20 protein-coding genes are annotated in these 25,439 nt (G+C 45.8%); 1 reads left to right on the top strand and 19 read right to left on the bottom strand.

What is annotated here, in order from left to right:
- Positions 1–15 precede the first annotated feature (15 nt).
- From R2J37_RS01120 to R2J37_RS01095, 6 genes are all read right to left on the bottom strand, one after another.
- Positions 16–1,266 carry a DUF1002 domain-containing protein gene (locus R2J37_RS01120; RefSeq protein ID WP_316266027.1) on the bottom strand — a complete coding sequence of 417 codons (1,251 nt, stop codon included), beginning with the start codon at positions 1,264–1,266 and terminating at the stop codon, positions 16–18.
- Positions 1,267–1,434: 168 nt separating this feature from the next.
- On the bottom strand, positions 1,435–1,749 hold the full coding sequence (locus tag R2J37_RS01115; RefSeq protein ID WP_230107359.1) for a thioredoxin family protein: 315 nt from the start codon (positions 1,747–1,749) through the stop codon (positions 1,435–1,437).
- Between the two features lie 19 nt (positions 1,750–1,768).
- Complete coding sequence (locus tag R2J37_RS01110; protein ID WP_230107360.1) at positions 1,769–1,906, bottom strand: hypothetical protein; 138 nt, start codon at positions 1,904–1,906, stop codon at positions 1,769–1,771.
- 35 nt (positions 1,907–1,941) lie between these two features.
- Positions 1,942–2,625, bottom strand: a complete 684-nt coding sequence (trmB, locus tag R2J37_RS01105; RefSeq protein ID WP_316266026.1) for a tRNA (guanosine(46)-N7)-methyltransferase TrmB — start codon at positions 2,623–2,625, stop codon at positions 1,942–1,944.
- A gap of 109 nt (positions 2,626–2,734) precedes the next feature.
- Positions 2,735–4,645 (bottom strand): 1,4-alpha-glucan branching protein GlgB, encoded by a 1,911-nt coding sequence (gene glgB, locus R2J37_RS01100; protein WP_316266025.1) that lies wholly within the window; start codon positions 4,643–4,645, stop codon positions 2,735–2,737.
- Between the two features lie 119 nt (positions 4,646–4,764).
- Positions 4,765–7,752: a hypothetical protein gene (locus R2J37_RS01095; RefSeq protein ID WP_416387398.1), complete on the bottom strand. Its 2,988-nt coding sequence runs from the start codon at positions 7,750–7,752 to the stop codon at positions 4,765–4,767.
- 1,260 nt (positions 7,753–9,012) lie between these two features.
- Here R2J37_RS01095 and R2J37_RS01090 point away from each other — a divergent pair.
- Positions 9,013–9,531 carry a biotin transporter BioY gene (locus R2J37_RS01090; RefSeq protein ID WP_230107565.1) on the top strand — a complete coding sequence of 173 codons (519 nt, stop codon included), beginning with the start codon at positions 9,013–9,015 and terminating at the stop codon, positions 9,529–9,531.
- A gap of 46 nt (positions 9,532–9,577) precedes the next feature.
- Here the strand turns inward: R2J37_RS01090 and R2J37_RS01085 are convergent, their stop codons facing one another.
- From R2J37_RS01085 to R2J37_RS01025, 13 genes are all read right to left on the bottom strand, one after another.
- Positions 9,578–10,414: a carbohydrate ABC transporter permease gene (locus R2J37_RS01085; protein ID WP_230107363.1), complete on the bottom strand. Its 837-nt coding sequence runs from the start codon at positions 10,412–10,414 to the stop codon at positions 9,578–9,580.
- Positions 10,415–11,257 carry a carbohydrate ABC transporter permease gene (locus R2J37_RS01080; protein WP_230107364.1) on the bottom strand — a complete coding sequence of 281 codons (843 nt, stop codon included), beginning with the start codon at positions 11,255–11,257 and terminating at the stop codon, positions 10,415–10,417.
- A 96-nt stretch (positions 11,258–11,353) separates the two neighbouring features.
- Positions 11,354–12,658, bottom strand: a complete 1,305-nt coding sequence (locus tag R2J37_RS01075; protein WP_316266023.1) for an ABC transporter substrate-binding protein — start codon at positions 12,656–12,658, stop codon at positions 11,354–11,356.
- Positions 12,659–12,803: 145 nt separating this feature from the next.
- Entirely contained in the window at positions 12,804–14,102 is a 1,299-nt protein-coding gene (locus R2J37_RS01070; RefSeq protein ID WP_316266022.1) for an ABC transporter substrate-binding protein, read from the bottom strand.
- Positions 14,077–15,879 carry a sensor histidine kinase gene (locus tag R2J37_RS01065; RefSeq protein ID WP_230107367.1) on the bottom strand — a complete coding sequence of 601 codons (1,803 nt, stop codon included), beginning with the start codon at positions 15,877–15,879 and terminating at the stop codon, positions 14,077–14,079. The genes R2J37_RS01070 and R2J37_RS01065 overlap by 26 nt, the downstream gene beginning before the upstream one ends.
- A 12-nt stretch (positions 15,880–15,891) precedes the next feature.
- Positions 15,892–17,493 carry a response regulator gene (locus R2J37_RS01060; protein ID WP_230107368.1) on the bottom strand — a complete coding sequence of 534 codons (1,602 nt, stop codon included), beginning with the start codon at positions 17,491–17,493 and terminating at the stop codon, positions 15,892–15,894.
- 378 nt (positions 17,494–17,871) lie between these two features.
- Positions 17,872–20,154: a hydratase gene (locus R2J37_RS01055; RefSeq protein ID WP_316266965.1), complete on the bottom strand. Its 2,283-nt coding sequence runs from the start codon at positions 20,152–20,154 to the stop codon at positions 17,872–17,874.
- A gap of 82 nt (positions 20,155–20,236) precedes the next feature.
- Positions 20,237–21,346: a PucR family transcriptional regulator gene (locus tag R2J37_RS01050; protein ID WP_230107370.1), complete on the bottom strand. Its 1,110-nt coding sequence runs from the start codon at positions 21,344–21,346 to the stop codon at positions 20,237–20,239.
- Between the two features lie 4 nt (positions 21,347–21,350).
- Positions 21,351–21,509 (bottom strand): hypothetical protein, encoded by a 159-nt coding sequence (locus R2J37_RS01045; RefSeq protein WP_230107371.1) that lies wholly within the window; start codon positions 21,507–21,509, stop codon positions 21,351–21,353.
- A 146-nt stretch (positions 21,510–21,655) separates the two neighbouring features.
- Positions 21,656–22,768, bottom strand: a complete 1,113-nt coding sequence (locus R2J37_RS01040; protein WP_316266021.1) for an ABC transporter ATP-binding protein — start codon at positions 22,766–22,768, stop codon at positions 21,656–21,658.
- A gap of 155 nt (positions 22,769–22,923) precedes the next feature.
- Complete coding sequence (rsmI, locus tag R2J37_RS01035) at positions 22,924–23,763, bottom strand: 16S rRNA (cytidine(1402)-2'-O)-methyltransferase (protein ID WP_256193420.1); 840 nt, start codon at positions 23,761–23,763, stop codon at positions 22,924–22,926.
- Position 23,764: 1 nt separating this feature from the next.
- Positions 23,765–24,535 carry a tRNA1(Val) (adenine(37)-N6)-methyltransferase gene (locus R2J37_RS01030; RefSeq protein ID WP_316266020.1) on the bottom strand — a complete coding sequence of 257 codons (771 nt, stop codon included), beginning with the start codon at positions 24,533–24,535 and terminating at the stop codon, positions 23,765–23,767.
- The gene (locus tag R2J37_RS01025; RefSeq protein ID WP_316266019.1) at positions 24,525–25,439 is read right to left on the bottom strand and encodes a PSP1 domain-containing protein; all 915 of its coding nucleotides are present in this window, start codon (positions 25,437–25,439) and stop codon (positions 24,525–24,527) included. The genes R2J37_RS01030 and R2J37_RS01025 overlap by 11 nt, the downstream gene beginning before the upstream one ends.

Here is a 25,439-nt window from a genome sequence, read left to right as displayed (position 1 = left end):
TATGTCAATTAACTATTATTCCCCTGTAAAGAAATTCTTGATCCTTGTCAGAAGCCCGTCTTTAAATCCGCTTTCATTCACCGTACTGTCAGTAATGACATCGGAGCCAAGTGCCTCATCGTTTGTTTCGCTTAAAATACCATCATCAGATCCGACAAAGAAACTCTTTACTGAATTCCATATGTTTGCCAGCGCTCCATCATCTGCTGTAAGGTTATCGAGCGTATCTTTCAGCGCATTCACATCATAATCATACTGGGAAATTTTTTCCATAAGGCTGACAATCTGCTGTCTCTGATCATCTGTCAAAGTAACTTCGTTTTCCTGTGCAATGTTGTCAACCGCCTCACCAATCTCCTGTTCATCTGTCAGGCCCTGATCCAGCACTTCTGTCTTCACGTCTTTTATCACTTCCGTTGCTTTCTCCTGTCCAACACTGTCCGCAATCTCTCCGGTTGTGACAAGCTCTTCCATAGCAGCTTCTTTTTGGCCTTCGTCCAGATTCTCGCCGCTTGCCTGTTCATATGCCATGATAATTCCCGTCAGCGCTCCGGTTCCGGAAACTTCAAAAGGACAAGCTGCAATAACATTACAGTTTTCCATACCTGCTGTTGTCAGCGTACTTGCGATCATAGCACTGGTCACATAATTAAGATTTGCCGTTTTTACTTTGATTCCTCCGGAATCTGTAGGCTCTACATAAGCACAGCTGTTAGTTGTAGGTCCGATCTGTTCGTCAGTAGCAATGCCCTGCATATACTGTACTTCGTCTGCATGAGTAACAACGATAGTTTTTACTTCATCCGCTGAAGTCCCAAAATATTCATACATGGATGCTCTTTGTTCTTCTGTAAGATTCTCTCCCAGAGTAACAACTTTCTCACTATCCGTCTGGCCGTCTTCTGTTTCTTCTGTCGTTTCATCTGTAGTCTCTTCTGCAGTAGAATCCTCGCCTGTTGTTTCTTCTGCTCCTGCAGCCCCATCTGTTCCTTCTGTTTCTCCTGCAGTATCCGATGTGGTTCCATCCTCTGTTCCCACAGTTCCATCTGATGAAGTTGTTCCGTCCGTTGTTGCTCCTGAGCCTTCTGCCTCCCCTGCGGTTCCGGAAGCTCCATCTGCTGCGGCATCGCTTCCCGTTTCTGTATTTTGCGATGCAGTATCCTCTGTTCCCTGGCTGCTGTCAGCTGTATCAACTGCTCCAGCCGTCATTGGTACCATTGACGTTGTCATAACTGCTGCCATAAGAATTGGCAAAATTTTTTTCATTTTCATAGCTTTCGGTTAATACCTTGTCTCCCTTTTTAATTATTTTTGATAAACGGCTCCACCCTTATCCAAAAGGGTATGTTTTACCGTCACCAATATAACACACTTATTCCAAAAAGTACATGAAAGTTTTCTTAAAATTAGATGAAAAAAAACGAAGGAGCCGCCCTAAAGCAGCTCCCTGACTCTCTTTTCCAATATATTTTCTCCTACTGTTCCCTGCATTCTTGCTTTTACAGTCCCGTTTTTGAACATTACAAGAGTCGGAACAATATCCGCTCCATATTTCACCGCCAAATTCGGACATTCCTCAATTTCCACTTCACAAAATTTCACTTTTTTCCGGTACCGTTTCTCTATATCCTCTGCCACTGGCTTCGTCATTGCACATTTTGGACACCAGGAAGCATAAAACATAACCACCACCGGAAACTTTGCCTGATTTACTTCAGCCTGGAAATTTCCCTCTGTCAAATGCAGCATCTCTTTCCTTTCCAGCCGGTCAGCATTTGGAATTTAATATCCGGTATACTTCATCCAAAGATTTATGCAGGCAGTCGATCATGGGACTTTTCTTTCTTATCCAATACAGCCTGCAGTACAGCTTTGACATTCTTCGTCCAGATTTTCTTCGTCCCATATGCCTAAGGCTCCCTTTTTTGTTTTCTCTATATATTATGCAGAGATCCCTTTATCCTTGACTGACGGCGCTGCAGTCATCTTACAGATAGGATTGCCCTGTGAAGAAAACTTTTCTTCATATTCCGTCATCACATTGCCCCGGCACATTTCTTTATCGTGGTGAAGATCCCAGCTTATGGCTTTTAAGTTCCATCCAGTCTCTTTAGCCTGCTCCAGGGAAAATTGAAACAGCTCCTGATTATCCGTCTTAAATTCCACCACCCCATCTTCATCGAGTATTTTTTCATACCTTTTCAGAAATTCCCTTGAAGTCAGCCTTCTTCTTGCATGACGTTTTTTAGGCCATGGATCTGAAAAATTCAAATAAATTCCCGCCACCTCTTCTTCTTCGAACACATCCGGCACATCTGCTGCATCCATACAGATAAAGCGGATATTTTCCAGCTTCACGCCCTGTTTCTCCTCTATAGCATCAAGACGCTCTACTGCTCTTAGCAGAACACTGGAATAGCGCTCAATCCCGATATAATTTTTATCCGGATTCTTTTCCGCTAATGTTGTTAAAAACTGTCCTTTCCCCATCCCTATCTCTACATAGACCGGATGCTCATTTTCAAAGACCATGCTCCATTTTCCTTTTTTCTCCGCTTCATTTTTAATTACCTTTTGGTGCTCACTCAAAATCCGATCTGCTCTTGGTATATTTCTAAGGCGCATTTCTCTTCTTTTCCTTTCCCTTTTATCAAACAGCAAAATTCAGGCGGAGAAATAAACCTCCCTTTTACGGTCTGTATTTCTCCGCCCGAACAAGATTTATTGATATTCTTTAAAACTCAAACACAGCCACTCCATATGGCGGAAGCTTATAGGCAAACGAATACGGCCTTCCGTCGCATTCACCCTTTTTCGCCTTATAGATCTGTGGTCTTTCCTCGCCTGTTCCGCCATACTTTTTATCATCACTGTTCAAGATCAGCTTATACTGCTTTCTTCTCGGAACGCCTACACGATAATCATCTCTTGCCATAGGTGTAAAATTACATACAAAAAGCAGATTTTTCTTATTTCCTTTGGAATGACGGATAAAGCTGTAAATGCTTCTGTCTCCATCATCTGCATTTACCCACTCAAATCCTTCCCACGTATCATCCTGTTCATACATGGCCTTGTTTCGTTTATATAAATGCAGAAGATCTCTCATCCAGTTCTGTATATACTGGTGCTCCGGCTCCTCCAGAAGAAACCAGTCCAGTTCCCTCTTCTCACTCCATTCCCGAAGCTGTGCAAATTCCTGTCCCATAAACAACAGTTTCTTACCGGCATGTCCCATCATAAAAGCATATCCGACCTTCAGATTTGCATATTTATCAAATCCAAGTCCCGGCATCTTATTGATCATAGAACACTTCAAATGCACAACCTCGTCATGAGACAATACAAGAATATACTTTTCGCTGTATGCATAACTCATGGCAAATGTCATCAAGTTATGAGCCCCTTTACGGAAATAAGGATCCAGCTTCATGTATTCTGTAAAATCATGCATCCATCCCATGTTCCATTTCAGGCTGAAGCCCAGACCGTCATCCTCCACACTTCCCGTCACCTTGGGCCAGGCCGTGGATTCTTCAGCGATCATCAGCGCTCCCGGGTTCCTTCCCAGCACAACAGAATTGAGATGTTTGAAAAATCCGATAGCTTCCAGATTTTTATTTCCGCCGTATTTATTCGGTACCCATTCCCCGTCGCGTTTTCCGTAATCCAGATAAAGCATAGAAGCAACTGCGTCAACCCGCAGACCGTCAACATGAAAATCTTCTATCCAGAACAATGCGTTTGCGATCAGGAAATTCTGCACCTCATTTTTTCCATAATCAAAAATCTTTGTCCCCCAGTCGGGATGTTCCCCTTTCCTGGGATCCGCATATTCATAAGTCGGCGTACCGTCAAAGTCCGCAAGACCATGGGCATCTCTTGGAAAATGAGCCGGAACCCAGTCAAGAATAACCCCAATCTTATTTTTATGAAGATAATTCACCATCCAGGCAAAATCCTGAGGTGTTCCGTACCGGGAGGTAGGAGCAAAATATCCTGTCACCTGATATCCCCAGGAACCGTCAAAGGGATGCTCGGCAATGCCCATAATCTCAATATGGGTATATCCCATATCCTTAACATACTTCGTAATCTCACGCGCAAATTCCCGGTAATTATAAAAACCGTCCTCATCGTCAGGATGCTTTTTCCATGAGCCGATGTGGACCTCATAAATCGACATAGGCTGTTCTGTATGCTTCCATGCCTTTCTCTGCTCCATCCACGCCTGATCCGACCAGGAAATATCGCTGATATCAATAATTCTGGAGGCAGTTCCCGGACGAAGCTCTGCATAATTTGCAAAAGGATCTGCCTTGTAAATATATTCCCCTTTATATGTCTTGATACAATATTTGTATAAAGCATACTCCGGCACATCCGGTATAAAACAGGTATAAATCCCCAGTGGTTCTCCTCTTTCCATGACATTGGCTGATTCATCCCAGTTATTAAAATCTCCGACCACTGAGACTTCTTCCGCATGGGGAGCCCAGACTGCAAAATATATCCCTTCTTTTTTTCCGTTCTTTACCCGATGCGCCCCCAATTTCTTATATATCTCATAATGGTTCCCCTGTCCAAAGAGATAATGATCCAGTTCTCCGATTTCATATGGTTTTACGGTCTTTGTTTTTCCCATAAGCCCACCCTCTCGTCTTAAATTTGTGATAGCTTCATTATACTTTATTACCTGTCAAAAAGAAAGAGTTTTGACAAAATACATCGCCAAAACTCTTTCTCTTTTGTTTCCGTTATTCTCTAGATTTTGAAGTCGTCTTCCTTCAAAATAATGCGGTCTGATTCGTCTGTTCCCTTGCGGAACATACGTCTTGCCAGATGCTTTACATTCGCTTTCTGGGAATGTTCAATCGCTGCATCCATAATCTCTTTTACTTCAGCTACCGTCACGGCATGATCTTCTCTCTGCATCACATCAATTCTGCTGTACAGTGCCAATATACCCATCTCATCCAGCTTATACCCGTTTTCCTTAGCATAGGTCTGTCCAAAAGTTACAAGCTCATCATTAACAAATACCGGAAGCTCCAGTTTAGAAGTTAATTTCTTCTTAAACTCCGGATTGGCAGTGAAGAGCCGTTCTAACGCTTTTCTCTGATCCTCCAGCACAAACAGAAGCTCTCCTGTCTTCTTTTCCATCAGAATGTTCAGATCACGGACCGTTCTGGCATTCAGCTTTCCGGCCTTCTCAATGATAATTGCTCCGCCTTTCAGCTTCTGAATGATATTAGGGATATCCTTTTTATTTAAGGCTTCTCCTGTTACAATGGCAACTTTTCCCTGTTTAAGGTTACGCTGTTTCTGAATTGCTTTGACAATATCAACCGCAAGAACAGTTTTACCGGATCCTTTGTGTCCGATAACAAGGATATTTCCAACTTTCGACGTTCCGTTTCTTCTCTCCCGGCGGTCATTATCCAGAACTTCTACTATCTGTTCACTCATACCACGCACCGGAACAAAGTAAGAAAACAGCTGTTTCTGCTCCTCTGTAAGTCCCGCCTTCAGACCGATCTCACTTGTAGCGCTCAAATCATAACGCCCTGTCACTACAAATCCTGTATCAAATGGAACGCCGCCTTTGCCTTTCTTAATACGCTTCTGGATCTCCTCTTCCGTAGGCTCTTCGATCACCAGCTCTTCCTGCTGTTTCTTCTTCGGTTTCGTCTCCTCTTCCTCGTCATCATAGAAGTCATCATCATAATCGTCATCTTCTATATCATCATAGTCGCTGTAGTCATCTTCATCGAAGCTGTCGTCATCCATATCATCTTCAAGGTCATTATCCTCATATTCATCTTCGTATTCGTCGGCATAATCGTCCTCGTATTCATCCTCGTAATCGTCTTCGACATACTCATCTTCATATTCGTCTTCGAAATCATCCTCATCTTCGAAGTCATCATCGCCTTCGAATCCATCATCCTCTTCAAAGCCTGACTCGTCGTAATCTACTTCATCATAGTCCGCCTCATCATATGACTCTTCTTCGCCGATATAATCAGAAACTTCTTCGTCAGCAGGCTCTTCTATGGAAAGACCTCCCAGATTCATGCCCTTATCCTCCGGCTGATCTTCTGCTTCCAATTCAGCCATCAGCTGTCTAAGATCCGCTGTCATGCTCATATCCTGACTCTCTTCAGGAATTTCTTCTTCGTCCTGCACTTCTGCATTCAGCATTTCTTCCGGCTCGTCCGCTTCCTCAAATATTTCCTCTGCAGCGGATTCTTCCATTACTTCTTCTGCAGGCTCTTCCGGTTCGTCTTCTTCCTCTGCGATCTCCTCTTCAGTGATTTCTTCAACCACTTCTTCCACAGGCTCGTCCGGTTCCTCCTCGATCATTTCTTCGATTACTTCTTCTGGTTCTTCTTCCGGTTCAACTGCATTTCTTACTGCTTCTTTAAATTCTTCCGTTGCTTTTCCGGATGCGATCCGATCCAGAAGGGCTTCTTCTTCCTCTTCTTTCAGCTTCGCAAGTCTCTTCTCTTCATCCGCCTTTTGTTTTGCAAGAATGCGCTCCTCTTCGGCTTTTTGCTCCGCAAGTCTCCTTGCCTCCTCCGCCGCTTTCTGCTCTGCAATTTTTCTGGCTTCTTCCGCTGCACGCTGCTGTTCTTCTATTCTTCTGGCTTCCTCTTCACGGCGGCGCTGTGCCTCCAGCCGTCTCTGCGCCAGTTTTTCTTCATCTTTCTTTCTCTGCTCTTCAATAGCCTCCGCATTGCCTTTTTGCTTTGCTTCCCACTCTGCCAGAATTTCCTCTATCTTCATCTGACCCGTGATACGCATCGCCTCATCCTGCTTTGTGCTGGCCTTTTCCTCTATATCCAGTCCTTTTGCAACACGCACGCCATTCGCCAGCGCCTCGGAGAGCGTTGCTCCCTTTACAGTCTGGCGGATAGATGATTTTTCCTTAGGCTTGGCTGCCATTTCCTCTTTAGCTTTTTCCTGTGCCGCTCTAAGTTCATCAAGACGAATCTCCCTGGTAGCAGCTTCCTCCTCTGAAAGAGTGCCTGACTCTTTTACCTCCGGAATATCCTCCTGTTCCAGGGAATCCTCCGCTTCTTCCAGTTCATCCTGCATTTCCTCTTCCGCTTCCTGAGGCTTCACATCCTCTTCTGCCGACGCTCTTACCATTTCTCTTCTGCCGGTTTTCTGGCCGCCCATACTATTGTATTTCTCCTGCTGCAACGGTGTCAGCGGCTTATATTTCATCTTCAGTTCCATCGCCTGGTAAACGTATTTTCCTTCGCTGAACCACAGAATCAGGTCGTCGCATTCTTCCAGACATTCTGCTGTCATACCTGCCTCATCATAAAGCTTCGCCAGCTCATAAGCCCACTTTTCCACATACTCTGCCTTTTTGAAGTCCTCCAGTGCAGCAATCTGCTCTGACACAGGCGCACGCCGTGCTTTCAAAATTTTATATTTTAATATATACTGGTTCGGATCCTTCGGAGCCAGCTTTACAAATTCCTCATAACAATCGGAAGCTTCTTCAATATCATTGATCTTTAATGCCAAGATTCCCAGACGATATACGATCTTTCTACTGCCAGGAGAGCGGTCATAAGCGACAAATAAAATGTCTCTGCTCTTCTGGTACTCCCCGTTGTATTCGTATATCTCGCTGACATTATTAAGCATTGAAGCATTTTTTACTCTTCGCCAGTCGATCGTGTCAGCAATCTCCATGGCTTTTTTATACTGCCTCTTTTCCATGTATTCGAGCATTTGCTCTGTTTTAACCCGATATTCATATTTATCCAATATTCTCACCTCAATAATGTTTACTTTTGTATATATTTTAACTCTTTTAGTGTAGCATATAGGATAGTCAATGTCAAAATAGAAATATATTGGAAAATGGGGATTTTATGGCGAAAAATGATATTTTACCTCCCAAGATAGTGCCGAGACTATTTTCATAGAAAAAAGCAGCCACCGTAAATACTTGAAACTTTTTTACAGTGGCTGCTTTCTATTAAATTTTATCATATTTTAAATTATATCTCGGAGGATATTTTTCGATTAATTGCGTTCCCTTGCCTTTTTCCTTTTATTCGATTTTTTCTCAAAGTCTGGATTTCTTATTCCTGAATCATATATTTATATCGCCCTCATATTCTCTATATAAAATATTTTCCGAGTTATTATAATATCTATAACCGTTCCCGTTACAGCTCTTCATCCCTTATTATAACTATATAATCTGTAACGCTATTAAGCTATTCCTTCTATAACATATATTTTATATAGCTCCCTGATATAAATCTGATATATTAGTCCGATACTTCTTCACGCATCCTCTAATATCTTTGATCTACGTGGTATTTATTCAGTATATCTGCAAATTTTAATCTCTTTACACCGGTGATTATACTCTCCGATTTTTCCTTTATAAACTTTTACCGGCTTCTCTATAATTAAGGCTTATTCTATGGGAACCTTCATTTGCCTTACCACCGATATACTGATTATGAAATTCTGAATTGTCCAATGGATTAAGCCTCCTTCCGTTTTATTTCCGCTCTATATATCTCACCAACATATGAAATATATTTTGAAATCCTTTTCAGATATTATTTATATATTATACTTATTACTTTTTATTTATTTCCTTTCTCGTCAGAAATAAATTTTATTAAATTTAATATATAACTTTTATCTGGTTTATTGGATTTCTTTTGGATTGACTTTATAATAGCACCACCCCTTTTATTTGTCAATACTATTTTTTATTTTTATTTTAATTAATTTATAATTTTCTTATTGTATAATAATATTCTGATAATTTATATTTTTTCACCATTTCACTCACTTCATATTGTTAACTTCATTTTTTATTTAGTTGACAATTCACTTTCCTTCTTTTATACTTTTTATAAAGTATTTTACAGGAGGATTGTAGCTATGTTTCAAAAACCAGATGACTTACCACAACACCCTTCACAGACAGCATCTCCAGGCAGCATTCGCCTTTCCACGCGTTCTATGGTACTGACTGCTTTAATAACAGCTGTGACCTGTATTCTGGCACCGCTTTCTATTCCCATTCCTTTCAGCCCTGTACCGATCACGCTGACAAATCTTGTCATCGGATTCAGTATCTATCTTCTAGGATGGAAGAAGGCTACTTTAAGTTACATTATCTACCTTCTTCTGGGGCTTGCCGGACTTCCTGTATTTTCCGGCTTTTCCGGAGGATTTGCCAAATTTGCCGGTCCCACCGGAGGATACCTGATCGGTTTTATCTTCCTTACTATAATCGGCGGACTTATCATAGATCATTTTCCGCAAAACCGTATCTTTCATGCTATCGGTCTGATCGCCGGAACCGCTGTCCTTTATTTATTCGGTACATACTGGCTCTCATTTCAAATGGAGCTGTCTTTTACTGCCGCGTTAGCTATTGGCGTCATTCCGTATCTGGCAGGAGATTCTGTAAAAATTATTCTGACTGTCATTCTCGGTCCGGAGCTCTGGAAACGAGTAAATGCAGGAATTTCTTAAAAAGGGCTGCCCCCACCGGGCAGCCCTCTCTTTGCTTTTTTATAGTTTATCCTTTTACTGCGCCTGCTGCCACACCTTTGATTATATGCTTCTGGCAGGACAGATAGAAAATGATCACCGGGATGACCGCCAGGATCAGCGCCGCCATGATGGCGCCCATATCCACCCGTCCGTAGCTTCCCTTCATATACTGGATCGCAATGGATATGGTCTTGTATTCATTCAGGTCCAGCACGAGGTATGGCAGGAGGAAGTCATTCCAGATCCACATGGTTTCCAGTATCCCCACAGATATATATGTCGGTTTCATAATAGGAAGCACCACAGAAAAGAAGGTACGAAGAGGCGTGCAGCCGTCGATAAGAGCCGCTTCCTCGATCTCCAGCGGGATGGACTTTACAAAGCCGCAGAACATAAAGACTGCCAGTCCTGCCCCGAATCCCAGGTAAATGATGATAATTCCCCAGGGTGTGTTGAGCCTGGTCCGGTCCGCCACCAGAGACAGGGTGAACATCACCATCTGGAAAGGTACTACCATGGAGAACACGCAGAGCAGATAGAGAAGCTTTGTAAACTTTGTCTTTACCCTTGTAATATACCAGGCACACATAGATGTGCACACAAGGATCACCAGTACAGAGCCAACGGTAATAAATACCGTCCAGCCCACGGCGCTGAGCAGCTCGTACTTGTCAATGGCTGTCAGATAATTCTCAAGGCCGTTCCATGTCTTTTCTATCGGCAGCGTAAAGGGTTCTTTGTTGATATATACTTTTTTCTTAAAGGAATTCATAAGCACGATCAGTATGGGGGCGATGTAAACCAGTCCAAGAATGGTAAAGATACCGGTCCCAGCTGCGCTTATCCTGCTTCTCTTTTTCATTTACTGCTGCACCTCCTTTGAACGGGTAGCCCTAAGCTGGAGCATACCGATAGCCACAACGATGACGAAGAAGATCACCGCTTTGGCCTGTCCGACGCCCTCCCATCCGGTACGTCCGTAGAATGTGTTGAAGATATTCAGCGCCATCATCTCGGACATCTTGGACGGTTCTCCTGCCGTCAGTGACAGGTTCTGGTCAAAGAGCTTGAATCCATTGGTAATAGACAGGAACATACAGATGGTGATGGATGGCATCATCATGGGGATGGTCACTTTGAAAAGTCTCTGGATCCTCGATGCGCCGTCGATCTGGGCCGCCTCCACCACATCTCCGGGGATGGACTGAAGCCCTGCAATGTAAATGATCATCATATAACCAATCTGCTGCCAGCTCACCAGAATAATCAGTCCCCAGAATCCATACCACTCATTCAGTCCCAACGCTGTATTGTAACGAGCCAGTATGCCGTTAAAAATAAGCTGCCAGATATAGCCAAGTACGATGCCTCCGATCAGGTTCGGCATAAAAAAGATCGTGCGGAAAATATTGGTTCCACGCATTTTCTGTGTCAGCGCCATGGCAAGGGCAAAGGCGATCACATTGATCACCACCAAAGAGACCACAGCGAAAAGGGCTGTATACCAGAAAGAATGTCTGAATACAGTGTCCTTAAATGCCTCAATGTAATTGGATAATCCGACAAATTTCGCATCTGTGACTGTGGTAAATTTACAGAACGAAAGCCAGATCCCCATTATGAACGGAATAATAAATCCAAGGATAAACGCGCAGAATGTGGGAAGCACAAAGATGGGCATATACCGCTTGATCGCTTTTTCCATATAAATCCTCCTCCTTCTGAAAAAGCGGCGTTCAGACTTTTTCTGCCCGCCGCTTTCCTGTTCAATTCTATATATCTTTCAGCTCTTCCGGAAAGATTACTCTGCCGATGCCGCTGCTTCTGTAGCCCATCCGTCTACAAACGCGCTTACAACTTTATCCCAGTTGGCATCTGTCTGATCTGCCGCATATGCTGTCAGCGCAGAACCCACACCGTTTTTCCACTCTTCAGAAGGCATGGTTGAGAATACCCATGTCACAGGTGTTTTTCCGTCTTCCATATATGCGTTTGCTTCATTCACCAGTGTATTTTCAGACTCAAGGTTGGACTTGAACGGAATGACAAATCCCATATCTTTGCACATAGACTCTACACCTTCATCGGAAGTTACGCACCAGTTCATGAAATCCAGTGTTGCCTGGATATCTTCTTCAGATGCCTGGGAATTTACACACCAGTAGTTCTCTGTTCCTGTGCAGACGCCCTGGTTCTCCTCACCCTCAACTCCGATATAGATCGGAAGAATGCCAAGGTTCTCATCTCCGATATCCGCAATATTGTTGTACTCCCATGTACCGTTCTGGTAGAAGACTGCTTCCTCTGTCACAAATTCTGCTGTGGAGTCGTCGGCTGTCTTTGTGGAAATCTCTGTCGGTTCGCAGGTTGCATTATTGATGTACAGATCCCAGATCTGGCGGTAATTGTCAAGGTATGTGCCCTTGATGGCATCTGTATTGTCAATACCCTCATCCTTGTACTCATAGTAGATCGGAAGATTGGCCAGATGTGTCTTGAATCTCCAGTCAGATGAACTGTCCATTCCTGCTGATGTAAATGCGGAGAATCCAAGTTCATCCTTTCTTGCCGTGATGTCTTCCACTACCTTTTTAAAGCTGTCAAAGTCTGTGATATCCTCTGCTGTGTAGCCTGCTTTCTCAAGAAGGTCCTTGTTGTAGATAATGCCGTAGTTCTCGATAACGTAGGCAATACCTGCCATCTTATCGCCATCCATCAGCGCAAAGCTGTCGTCTGTCAGCTCCCCTGCTATGTCAGAATCAGACAGATCATAACAGTAGTCTTTCCAGCTTGCCAGTCCCACCGGTCCGTTTACCTGGAACAGGGTAGGCGCATCTGTCTTTGCCATTTCTGATTTCAGAGTTTTCTCATACTCTCCGGAAGCTGCTGTCAGAACTGTCACCTCCACGCCCGTCTCCTCTGTGTAGACTTCCGCCAGTTCCTGCCAGTAATCGTCCGCTTCAGGTTTAAAGTTGAGATAATATACCTTTCCTTCTGCTTCGCTGCTTCCGCTGTCCCCGGAATCGGAGGAGCTTCCGCATCCTGCTGCCAGGCCTGCTGTCATCGCCGCAACTAATAATAATGACATTACTTTTTTCTTTTTCATATCCTTCCTCACCTTTCTGAAAACCTCGGTTTTCTTTGTTCTGGGATTATTATAACCGCCCTTTTCTCCTCCCCGTTATCAAATAGAAAACCAGGAATGCCAAAAAAAATACTTCAGAGCCGGTATGTTCTCCGGCGCTGAAGTATCACTGCTCCTCCAGAAATTCCTGGATGCTCTCATCTTCTTTTCTTGTAAATTCCTCCGGGCTGATCTTGCCCTGGGCCAGATCAGGGAGGATGGTTCCCAGCGTCTCCTCCTGCAGGATGGAGTTCCATTTCACCTGGTAGTTAGGGACAAGGACCGGACCGCTTTTGTAAGTCTCTATATAGTCCCTCTCCGCCTGGGTCAGGGAATCCGGGTTCTTCTCAAACAGTTCCTCCCTTTGCTCCATGTTCATCTGCGTGCGCAGCTTCAGAAGAGCCGCCGCTCCCTCTTTGACTTCCTGGCTGTAGCTGGACACAATGGCCCAGCCAAACGTCTCCGGAGATGAGATCAGCCTGTTTTCCGGAAATGCCGAGAATCTTACTTTGTCCTGCCACTCTTCCGGAATCTGATCCATCATCCAGTATCCGTTGGGAATCATAGCTGCCTTCCCGGAGAAAAAATTTTCATAGGACACATCAAAATCAACATACAGCGCATCATCTGTGGTGTACTGAAACAGCCGCTCCAGTGTCCGGGCAATACGCAGCCCGCTTTCACCCTGGTAGGTGTCCGGGTAGAACTGCTGCATGAATTGCAGCCCTTCCTCCGTGGAGGCTGTCTCCGCCGTGGCAAAAAGCATGGGCGCCCAGGCTGTCCCTTCCGTATGAAGGGCCAGCGGAGTGATACCGCAGCTCTCCAGCTTCTCACAGCACTGCCAAAATTCCTCCCATGTGTCAGGAAATTCTTCAATGCCTGCCTGGGCAAACAGCTCCTCATTCCAGAAAATCCCGGAACAGGAAAATGCCGCCGTACTGACAGGGCCCAGATAAATACTGCCGTCCTCCTCGCTGCAGGACTCCAGCACCGACGGCTCGATCATCTCCATCCACTCTTCATCTTCCTTGATATATCCGGACAGTTCCTCGATCCTGCCATCCTGGATCATCGTATAATAGAAAGCGGGAAGCATCCGAAGATCCGTAATAACTGCCGGGAGGGTATCCGTCACATTCTGCCGTTTCAGGTTCTGCCGGTACTCTTCCTCCGTCTCCATGACCCACTCCACATCCGCCTGCCACTTTCCATCATACAATTCATTGAATGCCTGGATCACATCCTCCTCATTTTTATTTCCTGTAGAGGAGTCCACGATCAGGATGACCGGGATGGACACCTCCTCCCCGCCTGCTTTTTCCTCTGCCTGCCTTCCCGCGCAGCCTGCGGCTGCTACGGAGAAAAGCAGGGAAACCGCTGCCGCCTGTATGAATCTTCCTTTAAATCTGTATCTGTTCCTGCTCATATGCCTCCTGCCCGTCTCCTTGAGGAATTTTAATTGTACACGTTGTTCCATCAGCTTGCGCTTTGCAGTAAAAAGCCGCCCCGTCCCCGTACTTCAGCCGAAGCCGGGTCAAAATATTTACCACGCCGTAGCCATGCCTCTTATCCGGAAAGCTGTTTTTCATCTCTCCCAGCGGCAGCTTGTTCATCCCGTTGATCTTCTGCACCATGTCCGCCTCCATGGGGGTGCCATTATTATACACCTCCAGGTACAGCTCTCCTTCTTCCTTCCACACAGTGATCCGGATCTGTCCTCCCTCAAAAATATCCTGGAATCCATATTTTACTGCATTTTCCACAAGAGGCTGCAGAACCAACTTCAGAACGGTTGTATGGGCGGCATCCACCTGGCATTCCACTTTATATGAGAAAAGATCTCTATTTCGTATCTGCTGGATCTCCAAGTAGCTCTTCACATTCTCCAGCTCATCTTCCACAGTCACTATATCGTTTCCTTTGCTCAGCGACAGCCGCAGATATCTGGACAGGGCCTGGATCATCCGCATAGTTGTCTCTTCCTTGTTGATCCGTGCCAGCATATAGATCGTATCCAGTGTATTGTACAGAAAATGGGGATTGATCTGGCTGATCAGCATGTTCAGCTCCGATGTGCGCAGCTCTCTCTCCTGCTCCTTGATCTCCTCCAGCAGCCTCTGGATATTCCCGAGCAGTTCATTGTAGGAGTGACCGATCTCGTCCAGCTCTGTGTTTGTGTGAAGCTCTATGGTCCGATCAAAATTGCTGCCGTCAAATTCCGCCATGGCCGTCCGGATCTCCTGGATGGGCTTTGTAAATCTTCTGGAGAAATAAATACTCAGCACCGCAGCCGCAGCCAGCACTACAAGGTAGATCCCGGCCAGCACCAGGAAAACAGGGAAGATCCCCTGGTTCAAAACTTTGTCCGGCACAAAGGAAAAGACCGCCAGCCCGCTGGCCTCATCCCGGTACGCCGACAGAACGCCCCCAGGAATGTGCTCCCCCTCCAGGATCATACCGGCAGATCCGCTCCCGGCGATACGCTCCGAAATATCTGCCTGGCGCTTCTTACCCAGGCTGAATTCCTCCGGGACCGAGGAAAAACAGAGCTGTCCTTTGGTGTCGATAATTCCAACCGCCGCCTCGCTTGTCAGCTCTCCACTTGTCCCTGTGATCCCCTCCAGAAACGCATCATCCATCTTGAAGAACAACATCCCGGGCTCGTGGGCGTACTCCATGCTCCGGACATACCTTCCGATAAAAAGCGCCTCCTGCTCTGTTCCAAAAAGCGTATCCTTCGCCCAGAACCATTTCGTCCGGGCGTAGTCCTCTCCCAGATAGTCCTGGAAACCGCTGTCCGTCACATCCTCAAAGGTTACATCTGAATAGGATTTACTGTATACGTTCCCTTTATTATCCACATAGCAGTAATCCGCGATGTGCTCCAGCCCCACATAGGCGAAATACTTACTCAGACCAATGCGGCTGACTTCCTCCAGCCCCTTACTGCGCAGGCTCTGCTGCACATCGTCATAAAGGACGCACTCTGCCGTCGCCTCATCGCTCTGACGGAACAGATTTTCCAGGCTGATGCCCATTCTCTCCGTCATGAACTCGTATTTTGCGATCACCGCCCGGGTCAGCCTGTTCTTTATATACAGGCCGGCCCCCAGGCTGGAGAGAAGAAGCGCAAGCCCCAGGAGCGCCGCTGTATACTTCAGATATTTTTTCTGTATACCAGATACCTTCTCGTTTCTTTTCATATTGATTTCTGTCTATCCCTCATACTCTTTCTTGTATTCGCTTGGGAGCTTTCCCGTGTACTGCTTGAACACATGGGAAAAATAGGACGGGTTGTGGATTCCCACCGCCTCACAGATATCTCCGATACTGCCTTTTCCTTCCTCCAGCAGCTTTTTGGCCTTCTCCATCCTCTGCTGGAGAAGATACTGCTTAAACGTCATATGGAACGTATTTTTAAACACCCTCCCAAAATAGACCGGGTTCAGATAAATATGGGAAGCTACAGATACAATAGACAGTTCCTCGTCCCTGAGATGCTCCTCTATGTAGGCCACTGCCTCTGACATGTACTCTTTGAAATATCTTGTCTCATCCTGTTTTGCGTCGCTTTTTCTCACTTCAATGGCCGCGCACAGGATCCGATAACAGACATCAACCATCTTAGCCGCGCTGATGCTCCTCAGATTATCATAATAGCCTCGGAACTTTTCCCGGATATCTTCCGTCAGCCCGTAAGATGCCTGGAGCATAAGTTCCACTTTCAGCATCATCCGGTGGAGATGCTGCCGCTGCTGTTCCTCCTCATGGGGCAGCCCGTAGACAAACTGGACAAAGGCCTCCTTCAGCTCTTTCTCACTGTTCCTGCGCACAGCGTTCACGATGAGGTTGTCCCTGTCCCCGCTTTCTCCGGCCGTTGCCGCCTGGTCCGGCAGCTCCACCCCCTCCGGGGAAGTAAAAGCACCCGCTCCGGACACACTGGCAATCTCGAACAGCTTCCGTGCTTCCACATAACTTCTTTTGATCCCGGCAATTCCTTTGTAGGGCTTGGATATGGCGGCTATGACCCTGCTTTGCTCCTCCTTTTTGATGTATTCCAGGAAGTGCTTCAGCTTTCCCACCGCCTCTTTGTCCGTGGTGCGGACGATAAATGCGCTGCCCGTCTCCTCCCCGTCAGCCCGCCAGCAGAAATAGCGGCTCTCCAACTCTTCTTCCAGCCTTTTAAGAAGTGAGAATCTGGCCGCTTCATAATCCAGGTAATCCGTGATCTTGTAGGCCACATCTATATCCGCATACACAGTGATAAAGCGCTCCTCATTTCCAGGCATATCCCCCAGCGTCCGGAAAACTTCTTCCACTTTTTCCTCCGGGAGCCTGTCCCGGACATAATTCTGTACAACCACCTGCTGAAAGCTGGTCCCATCCTTTACCAGAAGCTTCTCCCAGCTCTCATACCTGGCCTCCTGCTCCATCTGCTCCATGCAGGTCCGGTAGGCTGCCTCCATGGTCTCCCTAAGCTTTTCGTCCTCAATAGGCTTCAGCAGATAAGCAAAAGCCCCCAGATCACAGGCCTGCTGGGCATAGTCGAAATCCCGGTAGGCACTGAGGACGATAAACATGCAGTCCATGTCCGTTTTCTGGATCTCCTCCATCACCATAAGCCCCGTGATCTGCTTCATCCGGATGTCCGTCAGCACCGCATGGGGTTTTGTCTCTTTGATCACTTCTATGGCCTGTTCGCCGCTCTGGGCCGAGCCCACTACCTTAAAGCCCATATCCGCCCAGTCATAGGTGTCAAGCAGTCCCTGCAGCAGGATGGGTTCATCGTCCACGATCACAAGTTTCAATAATTTCATAAAAACCTCTTCTTCCAGGAGCGCCCGGCCAACCTCCTGCTGACCGGTACACTGATTCTATTTTATCATATCATCATGTACTATTTTAAGTCCTCCAGGAGAAAAACCTGTAACAAAAACTATACATGGTATATAAAAAATTAAACTCATGTACTTCCTTACTGACACTTGAAAAACTGTGTGTAATTCTTGACTGCACGCCGAATGATAAGATGATATTTAAACGCGGGAAACAAAAAACGGGATGCTCCATACATAATATGAAGTATCCCGCTTTGCAGACAAGACTCTCAAAATAATAAATCAACTGTAACACAGGAGCCTGTACTCTTTTCAAGTACCATCTGCCTCAATATTTACACTACATTACCTAAAACATTATCCTTTATAATAATTGATCAGACATCCCTTAAGAATGATCTCTCTTTCTGCATCTGTCAGATCTCCCAGTTCCAGATCCAGCTCTTTCAGTCCATCCTCTTTTACAATGTAAGTTGTAATGACATTCGATTTCTCTTCTACTGCCTTGCGAATGTCAGGGACAAAAATATAATCCCCGTTTTTAAAACTTAGGTGCTCATGATCTTCTTTTGTAAGGAATGGAAGCATTCCCCAGTTAATCAGATTTGAGCGGTATCTCTTTGTAGCATATTCGTTTGCGATATTGGCCCATCCGCCAAGCACTTTCTGACAGGAGGCCGCCTGCTCTCTGGCGGAGCCATCTCCTGGCTTTACTGCAAAAATCGTACTTCCCACACCGATATTGCCTTTTCCGACCTCCGGATACGTCTCCTGGATTTTCGCCATGACCGGCTTTAACTCTTCCAGTGCATCCAGCGGGCAGGTCCCCTCTTCGATGGCTTTCTGAGCTTTCTGCACCTCTTTTGCTCTGCCCACATATGCAGGATCTTTCCTGGAAAGCGCAAACTCTGCAAGCCCCAGCGGGTTAGAACGATAAGAAGATGTCTCTCCGGAAGGAATCAGCTCGTCTGTTGTGGTTACCGGATCGTGGATCTCTGATACAACTTTCAGGATCAGATTCTCCGGCAGAGCTGACATCTCCGGCCAATCCTTAATATTCGGTCCGAATTTGATCTCTACTGACGGATCTGCCACGCCGTGACTGTCAAATACACGATTTGCATAGATCTTGCTGTCAAAGTGATATTTCTGCCCTTTGTATTCTACATCCATCGCTGTTGCCGGAGTCAGGAACCCTTTGTTTGCTGCTGTAGCTGCGATCGATCTTGCATCCATTAAGGCAACGGAAGCGATCTGTCCGCTCTGCAGCTTGGAGCCTTCTCTGTTAGGGAAGTTCCTTGTGGAGTGACGGATAGAAAATGCGTTATTTGCCGGAGTGTCTCCCGCTCCGAAGCATGGGCCGCAGAAGGCTGTCTTGACAATTGTTCCTGCCTCCATCAGATCTGCAACCGCTCCGTTTTTCACCAGTTCCATATAAATTGGCGTACTTGCCGGATATACGCTGAAAGTAAATTCATCTGCTCCGATATAATGTCCTTTGATAATGTCGGCAGCTGCACAGATATTTTCAAATCCGCCGCCTGCACATCCTGCAATAATTCCCTGATCCACATACAGTTTTCCGTCAACGATCTTACTCTGCAGGGAGTAATCCACTGCGCCGTCCAGGCTGACAAGCGCCTTCTTCTCTACATCATGAAGGACATCCGCCAGATTTGCATTGACCTCGTCGATCGTATATACATTGGAAGGATGGAACGGCATCGCGATCATCGGACGGATCTCGCTTAAGTTTACATAGACCATACCGTCATAATATGCCACACTGCCCGGATTCAGTTCCTTATAATCCTCCGGTCTTTCGTGGATCTCATAAAATTCGCGGATCGTCTCATCTGTCTTCCAGATGGAAGACAGGCAGGTTGTCTCTGTCGTCATAACATCGATTCCGATACGGAAGTCTGTGCTTAATTTTTCCACACCGGGACCTACAAATTCCATCACCTTATTATTAACATAACCATTTACGAAAGTCGCGCCGATAATTGCCAGCGCCACATCCTGAGGACCTACCCCTTTGATCGGCTCTCCGTCCAGATAAATACCTACTACCTGCGGCATTTTTATATCATAAGTTTTATTTAAAAGCTGTTTTACAAGCTCAGGTCCCCCTTCGCCCATAGCCATCGTTCCCAGCGCTCCGTAGCGGGTATGGCTGTCTGAACCGAGGATCATTTTTCCGCCGCCTGCCAGCATTTCTCTTGCAAACTGATGAATGACTGCCTGATGAGGCGGTACGTAAACACCACCGTACTTCTTTGCACAGGTCAGTCCAAACATATGGTCATCTTCATTGATGGTTCCGCCTACTGCACAGAGGGAATTGTGGCAGTTTGTCAGGACATAAGGAACCGGAAATTTCTCCAGGCCTGATGCTCTCGCTGTCTGGATAATTCCTACAAACGTAATGTCATGGGAAGTCAGCTTATCAAATTTAATCTGAAGGCGTTCCATATTTCCGGACACATTGTGCTCCTTCAAAATATTGTAGGCCATTGTCTGGGAAGCTGCTTCTTCTCTGGTCACACTGCTTCCGGTTTCGTGGCGCACTTCTTCTATATCTTCAACGATTTTTGTGCCGTTTATCAGATATACGCCGTTATCGTAAAGCTTTATCATCTTTGCAATTCCTCCTGATTCTTTTTTCTTCTGCCCTTTGCTGGCACCTGTCTGTTTATTGTAGCCCGGTTCTGTCCAAAAGTCAAATTGCATCCTCACTGCTGTGTTCTTTTTCTTTCATTGCTCTCATATGTTTTTCCACCATCAGCGCAATCTTAAAGGTCATAGCATCTTCAAACACCCGCACATCCAGTCCGGTCTTTTTCTGGATCTTCTCCAGGCGATATACCAGAGTATTTCGATGTACATAAAGCTTCCGCGCCGTTTCCGATATGTTCAGATTATTTTCGAAGAACGTATAAACTGCCGTCAGTTCTTCCTCCTCAAAACTGCCTGCCGCATTTCCTTCAAACACCTCATCCAGAAACATTTCACACAGCTTTTCGGGAAGCTGATGGATCAGCCGTCCGATCCCAAGCACTTTGTAATTGAGCACCCGTTTCTGCGGATAGAAAATCCGCCCTACCTCCAGCGCTGTTTTTGCCTCTCTATAGGAGCCTGAAACTTCCTTAAGCTCTTCTGTGATCGTGCCAAAAGCTACTCGGACGCCAACCATCGCTTCCATTCCCAGCGTATCTACAATAACATCGGCAATATGCTGTACTTCCGGATAATCCTCTGTTTTTTCCAGCGCTTTTATCAAAATTACATGTCCCTCTTCTACTGACGTTATAAAGTCTTTTATTCCTGTGGCAAAAAGACTCCGAAGTGTTTCCATGACAATGCTTTCTGTTTCACTCCTGGATTTTATCAAAAATACCACTCGTTTTCCGGTAACAGGTATCTTCAGTTTTTTTGCCTGATTATAAATATCAACCAACAGCATATCGTTCAGAAGAAGATTCTGGATAAAACGATTTTTGTCCATTCGGTTCCGGTTGATCTGGATCAGGCTTTCCAAATGACTGACGCCGAACCTTCCGGCCATGACTGCTCTCTCATCCGTCCCGTCCACAGCCAGAACATACGCCGTATCTCCCTCTGCCAGAAACAGGCTTTCTTTTCCTATAGTTTCCCTCGTACCGGAATGTTCAAATTCTGCAATAAATTCTGCGATAGAATCGGCGTCAGGCTTTGCCTTTATACTGGTCGCTGCCACACATTTTCCTTCTTGACTCCATATGGAGCATTCCAGTCCGGCGATTCTTCTGATCTCCTGTATCAGTTTCTGTATCGTTTGATTTGAAAGCAACTGTTCACATCCTTTCCCTGTACTCTGACTGCCTTTTCCACTCTTTCATCCGGCAGTCAAACAGATGTATTTCTCTCTCTGTCTGATACTTTCTGGCAGAAAGGTATCCGATGACGGCTCCCAATATCAACACCGCAGCAATTTGAGATGTTCTGATCTTCATTTTATTCTCCCCTCACTATCTCATCCCTACATTGCTGCCGCCTTATGAAACAGCCGTCAAAAAATGTCGGTTTTTGACTTTTGCCTTAATACAAAAGAGGGCGGTACCTCGCTTTCGTACCGCCCCTTTTATTTTCAAGCCGAAATCTAGTTTGTGATTGTCTGCTCTGTCTCTTTGTCAAATACGTGGATCTTTTCTGCATCCAGCGCAAATTTTACAACATCGCCTGTTCTTGCGGTTGTTCTTGGATCAACTCTTGCTGTCATGCTTGCTCCCTCGTAATCAAAGTACAGGAATACTTCTGCTCCCAGCATTTCGTATACGCGGATCTTAGCTTCGATTACTGTATTAGGAGATGCCTCAATGAACATCTGCTCATCATGTACATCCTCCGGACGAATACCAAGTACAACTGTCTTTCCGTCATATCCTCCTTCGATCAGTTTCTTTGCCTTTGCCGGCGGAAGCTCGATTGAGGACGGACCTGCCTGGAGAACAACCTTGTCTCCATTCACTTTACATACAGCGTCTACGAAGTTCATCTGAGGTGATCCGATAAATCCTGCAACAAACAGGTTGCACGGATAATCGTACAGTGTCTGCGGAGTATCTACCTGCTGTACAACACCTGCATTCATAACAACGATTCTTGTTCCCAGAGTCATAGCCTCTGTCTGGTCATGTGTTACATAGATGATCGTTGTTCCCAGTCTCTGATGAAGTTTGGAAATCTCAATACGCATCTGTCCACGAAGTTTTGCATCCAGGTTAGAAAGAGGCTCATCCATAAGGAATACCTTTGGATTACGAACGATCGCACGTCCCATAGCAACACGCTGTCTCTGTCCACCGGAAAGAGCTTTCGGCTTACGGTCAAGAAGTGCTTCCAGATCCAGGATCTTTGCAGCTTCACGTACCATTTTATCGATCTCGTCTTTCGGTACTTTCCGAAGTTTCAGTCCAAATGCCATATTGTCATAAACTGTCATATGCGGATACAGAGCGTAGTTCTGGAATACCATCGCGATATCACGGTCTTTTGGCTCTACATCGTTTACAAGCTTGTCTCCGATGTAAAGTTCACCGGAAGTAATCTCCTCAAGACCTGCAACCATACGAAGTGTTGTGGATTTACCACATCCGGACGGTCCTACAAAGATAATAAATTCTTTATCTTCGATTTCCATATTAAAATCCTTTACTGCTTCAAATCCGTTAGGATATGTTTTGTTAATATGCTTTAATGATAAACTTGCCATTTCTTTTCGTTCCTCCTGTTCGCCGACTCTTTTATTCTGTAAAAAGTATATTAAAAATGGGTAAATACGACTATACCAAAGTTGAACAATCTTTTTTTATTTTTCTATACAAGTTGACTAAGAAGATTTCTCCTGCTGCCGTCATACTGCTGTTGTCAGGATAAAAGAGCCTGGTAAACATCTCTTTTGGAAATTCCCCTGTCTTTTGCCACCTTTTTCATGGCTTCCTTCTTCTCTACCCCTTGTTCGGTATAATATTCCATATGCTCCGGGATGCTCATTTCCTCCCACTTTCTTCGTGTTTCTTCCTGCAGCTTCTGTATACTTTTACCTTCAATGACGAGCACACATTCCCCTCTTGGTTCATTGGCTTCATAATACTGCAAAGCCTCCTTAAGTGTTGTGCGGAAAATTGTTTCATGTTTCTTTGTCAGCTCCCGGCATACGGAAATCAGCCTGTCTCCCAGCACATCTTCCAGCTCTTTCAGCGTTTTCAAAAGCCGATGGGGCGCTTCGTAAAGAACGATCGTCCTTGTTTCCCTTTTAAGTGCTTCCAAAACACTTTTCCGCTCTTTTTTATCGGAGGGGAGAAACGCCTCAAATGCAAACCTCCTTGTGGGAAGGCCGGACAGGATCAGCGCCGTGACACAGGCTGCCGGCCCGGGAATGGCCGTAACCGTCACTCCCGCATCTGCACACATTTTCACCAGCTCTTCTCCGGGATCGGAAATTCCCGGCGTCCCCGCATCTGTAACAAGGGCAATGTTCTTTCCTTCCATAAGAAGCTGCAGCAGTTTTTTCCCTTTTTCAATTTTATTATATTCATGGTAACTTGTCATAGGCGTATGAATATCGAAGTGATTCAAAAGCCGGATAGTATTGCGGGTATCCTCCGCTGCAATGAGGTCTGCCTCTTTCAGCACCCTCGCCGCCCGGTATGTCATGTCCTCCAGATTCCCAATGGGAGTCGCACACAAATATAAAGTACCTGCCATATTATTTCCCTGCCCTTTCTTCGTCTGGTTCATCCAGGCCGTACAGTTTTAATAATTCTTCCGTATAAGTCCCGCCTTTTTTGTATACGATCAGAGGCGGTTCTACCGTCAGGCGGGGACGGCCGCCTTTCACCCCTTCTACCAGGACCATATTCGGCTCTTTGTCTCTATAGGGATAGACAAGGCGCATACGCTTAGGTTCCAGATGATACCTGCTCATTCCTGCCAGGATCTCCGTAAGCCGAAAGGGCCTATGCACCATATAAAATCTTCCTTTTTCTTTCAGAACAAGAGCACTTTGTCTTAATACGTCTTCCAGCGTACAGAGCACCTCATGACGCGCCACGTATTTGGCATAATTTTCATTTTTCAATCCATGCTGCCCGATCATATAGGGCGGATTCACCGTAACGACATGAAAGGAGGCGGCGCCGAAAAGGGCGGATGCCTCCTTGATATCTCCTGTTACGATCGAAATCTTTTGTTCCAAATGATTCAGGCATACACTTCTTCTTGCCATGTCAGCGCTCTCTTCCTGAATTTCCAGCCCTGCAAAAGACTGTCCTTCCGGATTCTTTGCCTCAAGAAGCAGAGGGAGGATTCCTGTTCCCGTTCCCAGGTCCAGTGCCTTTTCCCCTCTTTTTATTTTTGCAAACGCCGAGAGAAGAACCGCATCCATACCGAAGCAGAATCTGCCCGGACTCTGGATGATCCGGTATCCATTGATCTGCAGGTCATCCAGCCGTTCTCCTGGTTTTAAATTATTCATCATCTAATTTGGATACCCCTTCATTCTTACCTTCCAAGGCCTTCAGTTCTTTCAGCTCTTCTTTGCTAAGCTTCATTTCTTTTTTCTTCTTTTTGGAACGGAAGCGCAGCTCTCCGGCCTTGTATTCCCGGATTTCTTTTTCGTCATCATCCAGCTGCACCACTACTTTGACAAGCTGGCGCAGCACATTGACAGACTGCACTTCTCCCCGCAGTTTCTCCGGCGTTGTCACCGTATCTCCCACTGCCGGCAGCCGGCTGTTCAGTTCTTCGTACGTCTCCTCCTCATTGGTCAGACAGCACATCAAACGGCCGCACACTCCTGATATTTTGCTTGGATTCAGAGACAGGTTCTGCTCCTTTGCCATTTTGATCGATACCGGCGCAAATTCTGTCAAATATGTATGACAGCAGAGCGGACGGCCACAGATCCCTATACCTCCCCGGATTTTCGTTTCATCCCTCACGCCGATCTGGCGCAGCTCAATCCTGGTGCGGAACACACTTGCCAGATCTTTTACCAGTTCGCGGAAATCGATCCGTCCGTCTGCAGTAAAGTAAAACAGTACTTTATTATTGTCAAATGTATACTCCGCATCGATCAGTTTCATTTCCAAACCGTGCTTGCGTATTTTCTCCAGGCAGATCTTGAATGCTTCTTTTTCTTTCTCCCGATTCTTTTCTTCCTTCCGGATGTCATCCGCTGTGGCAATGCGAATGACAGACTTCAGGGGAAGGGTTATGTTATCTTCTTCTACTTCCCTCGGCCCTGCTGCCACATAACCAAATTCCACTCCTCTTGCCGTTTCCACGATCACGTTGTCTCCCTGCTTGATCTCCAGCTTTCCGGGGGAGAAAAAATAGATCTTTCCGGCAGTGCGGAATCTTACTCCAATTACTTTTATCAT

The organism is Claveliimonas bilis (genome assembly GCF_030296775.1).
Classification (GTDB): domain Bacteria; phylum Bacillota; class Clostridia; order Lachnospirales; family Lachnospiraceae; genus Claveliimonas; species Claveliimonas bilis.
Note: the sequence above shows the minus strand (reverse complement) of the source record. Positions and strands in the feature narration are given on the sequence as shown.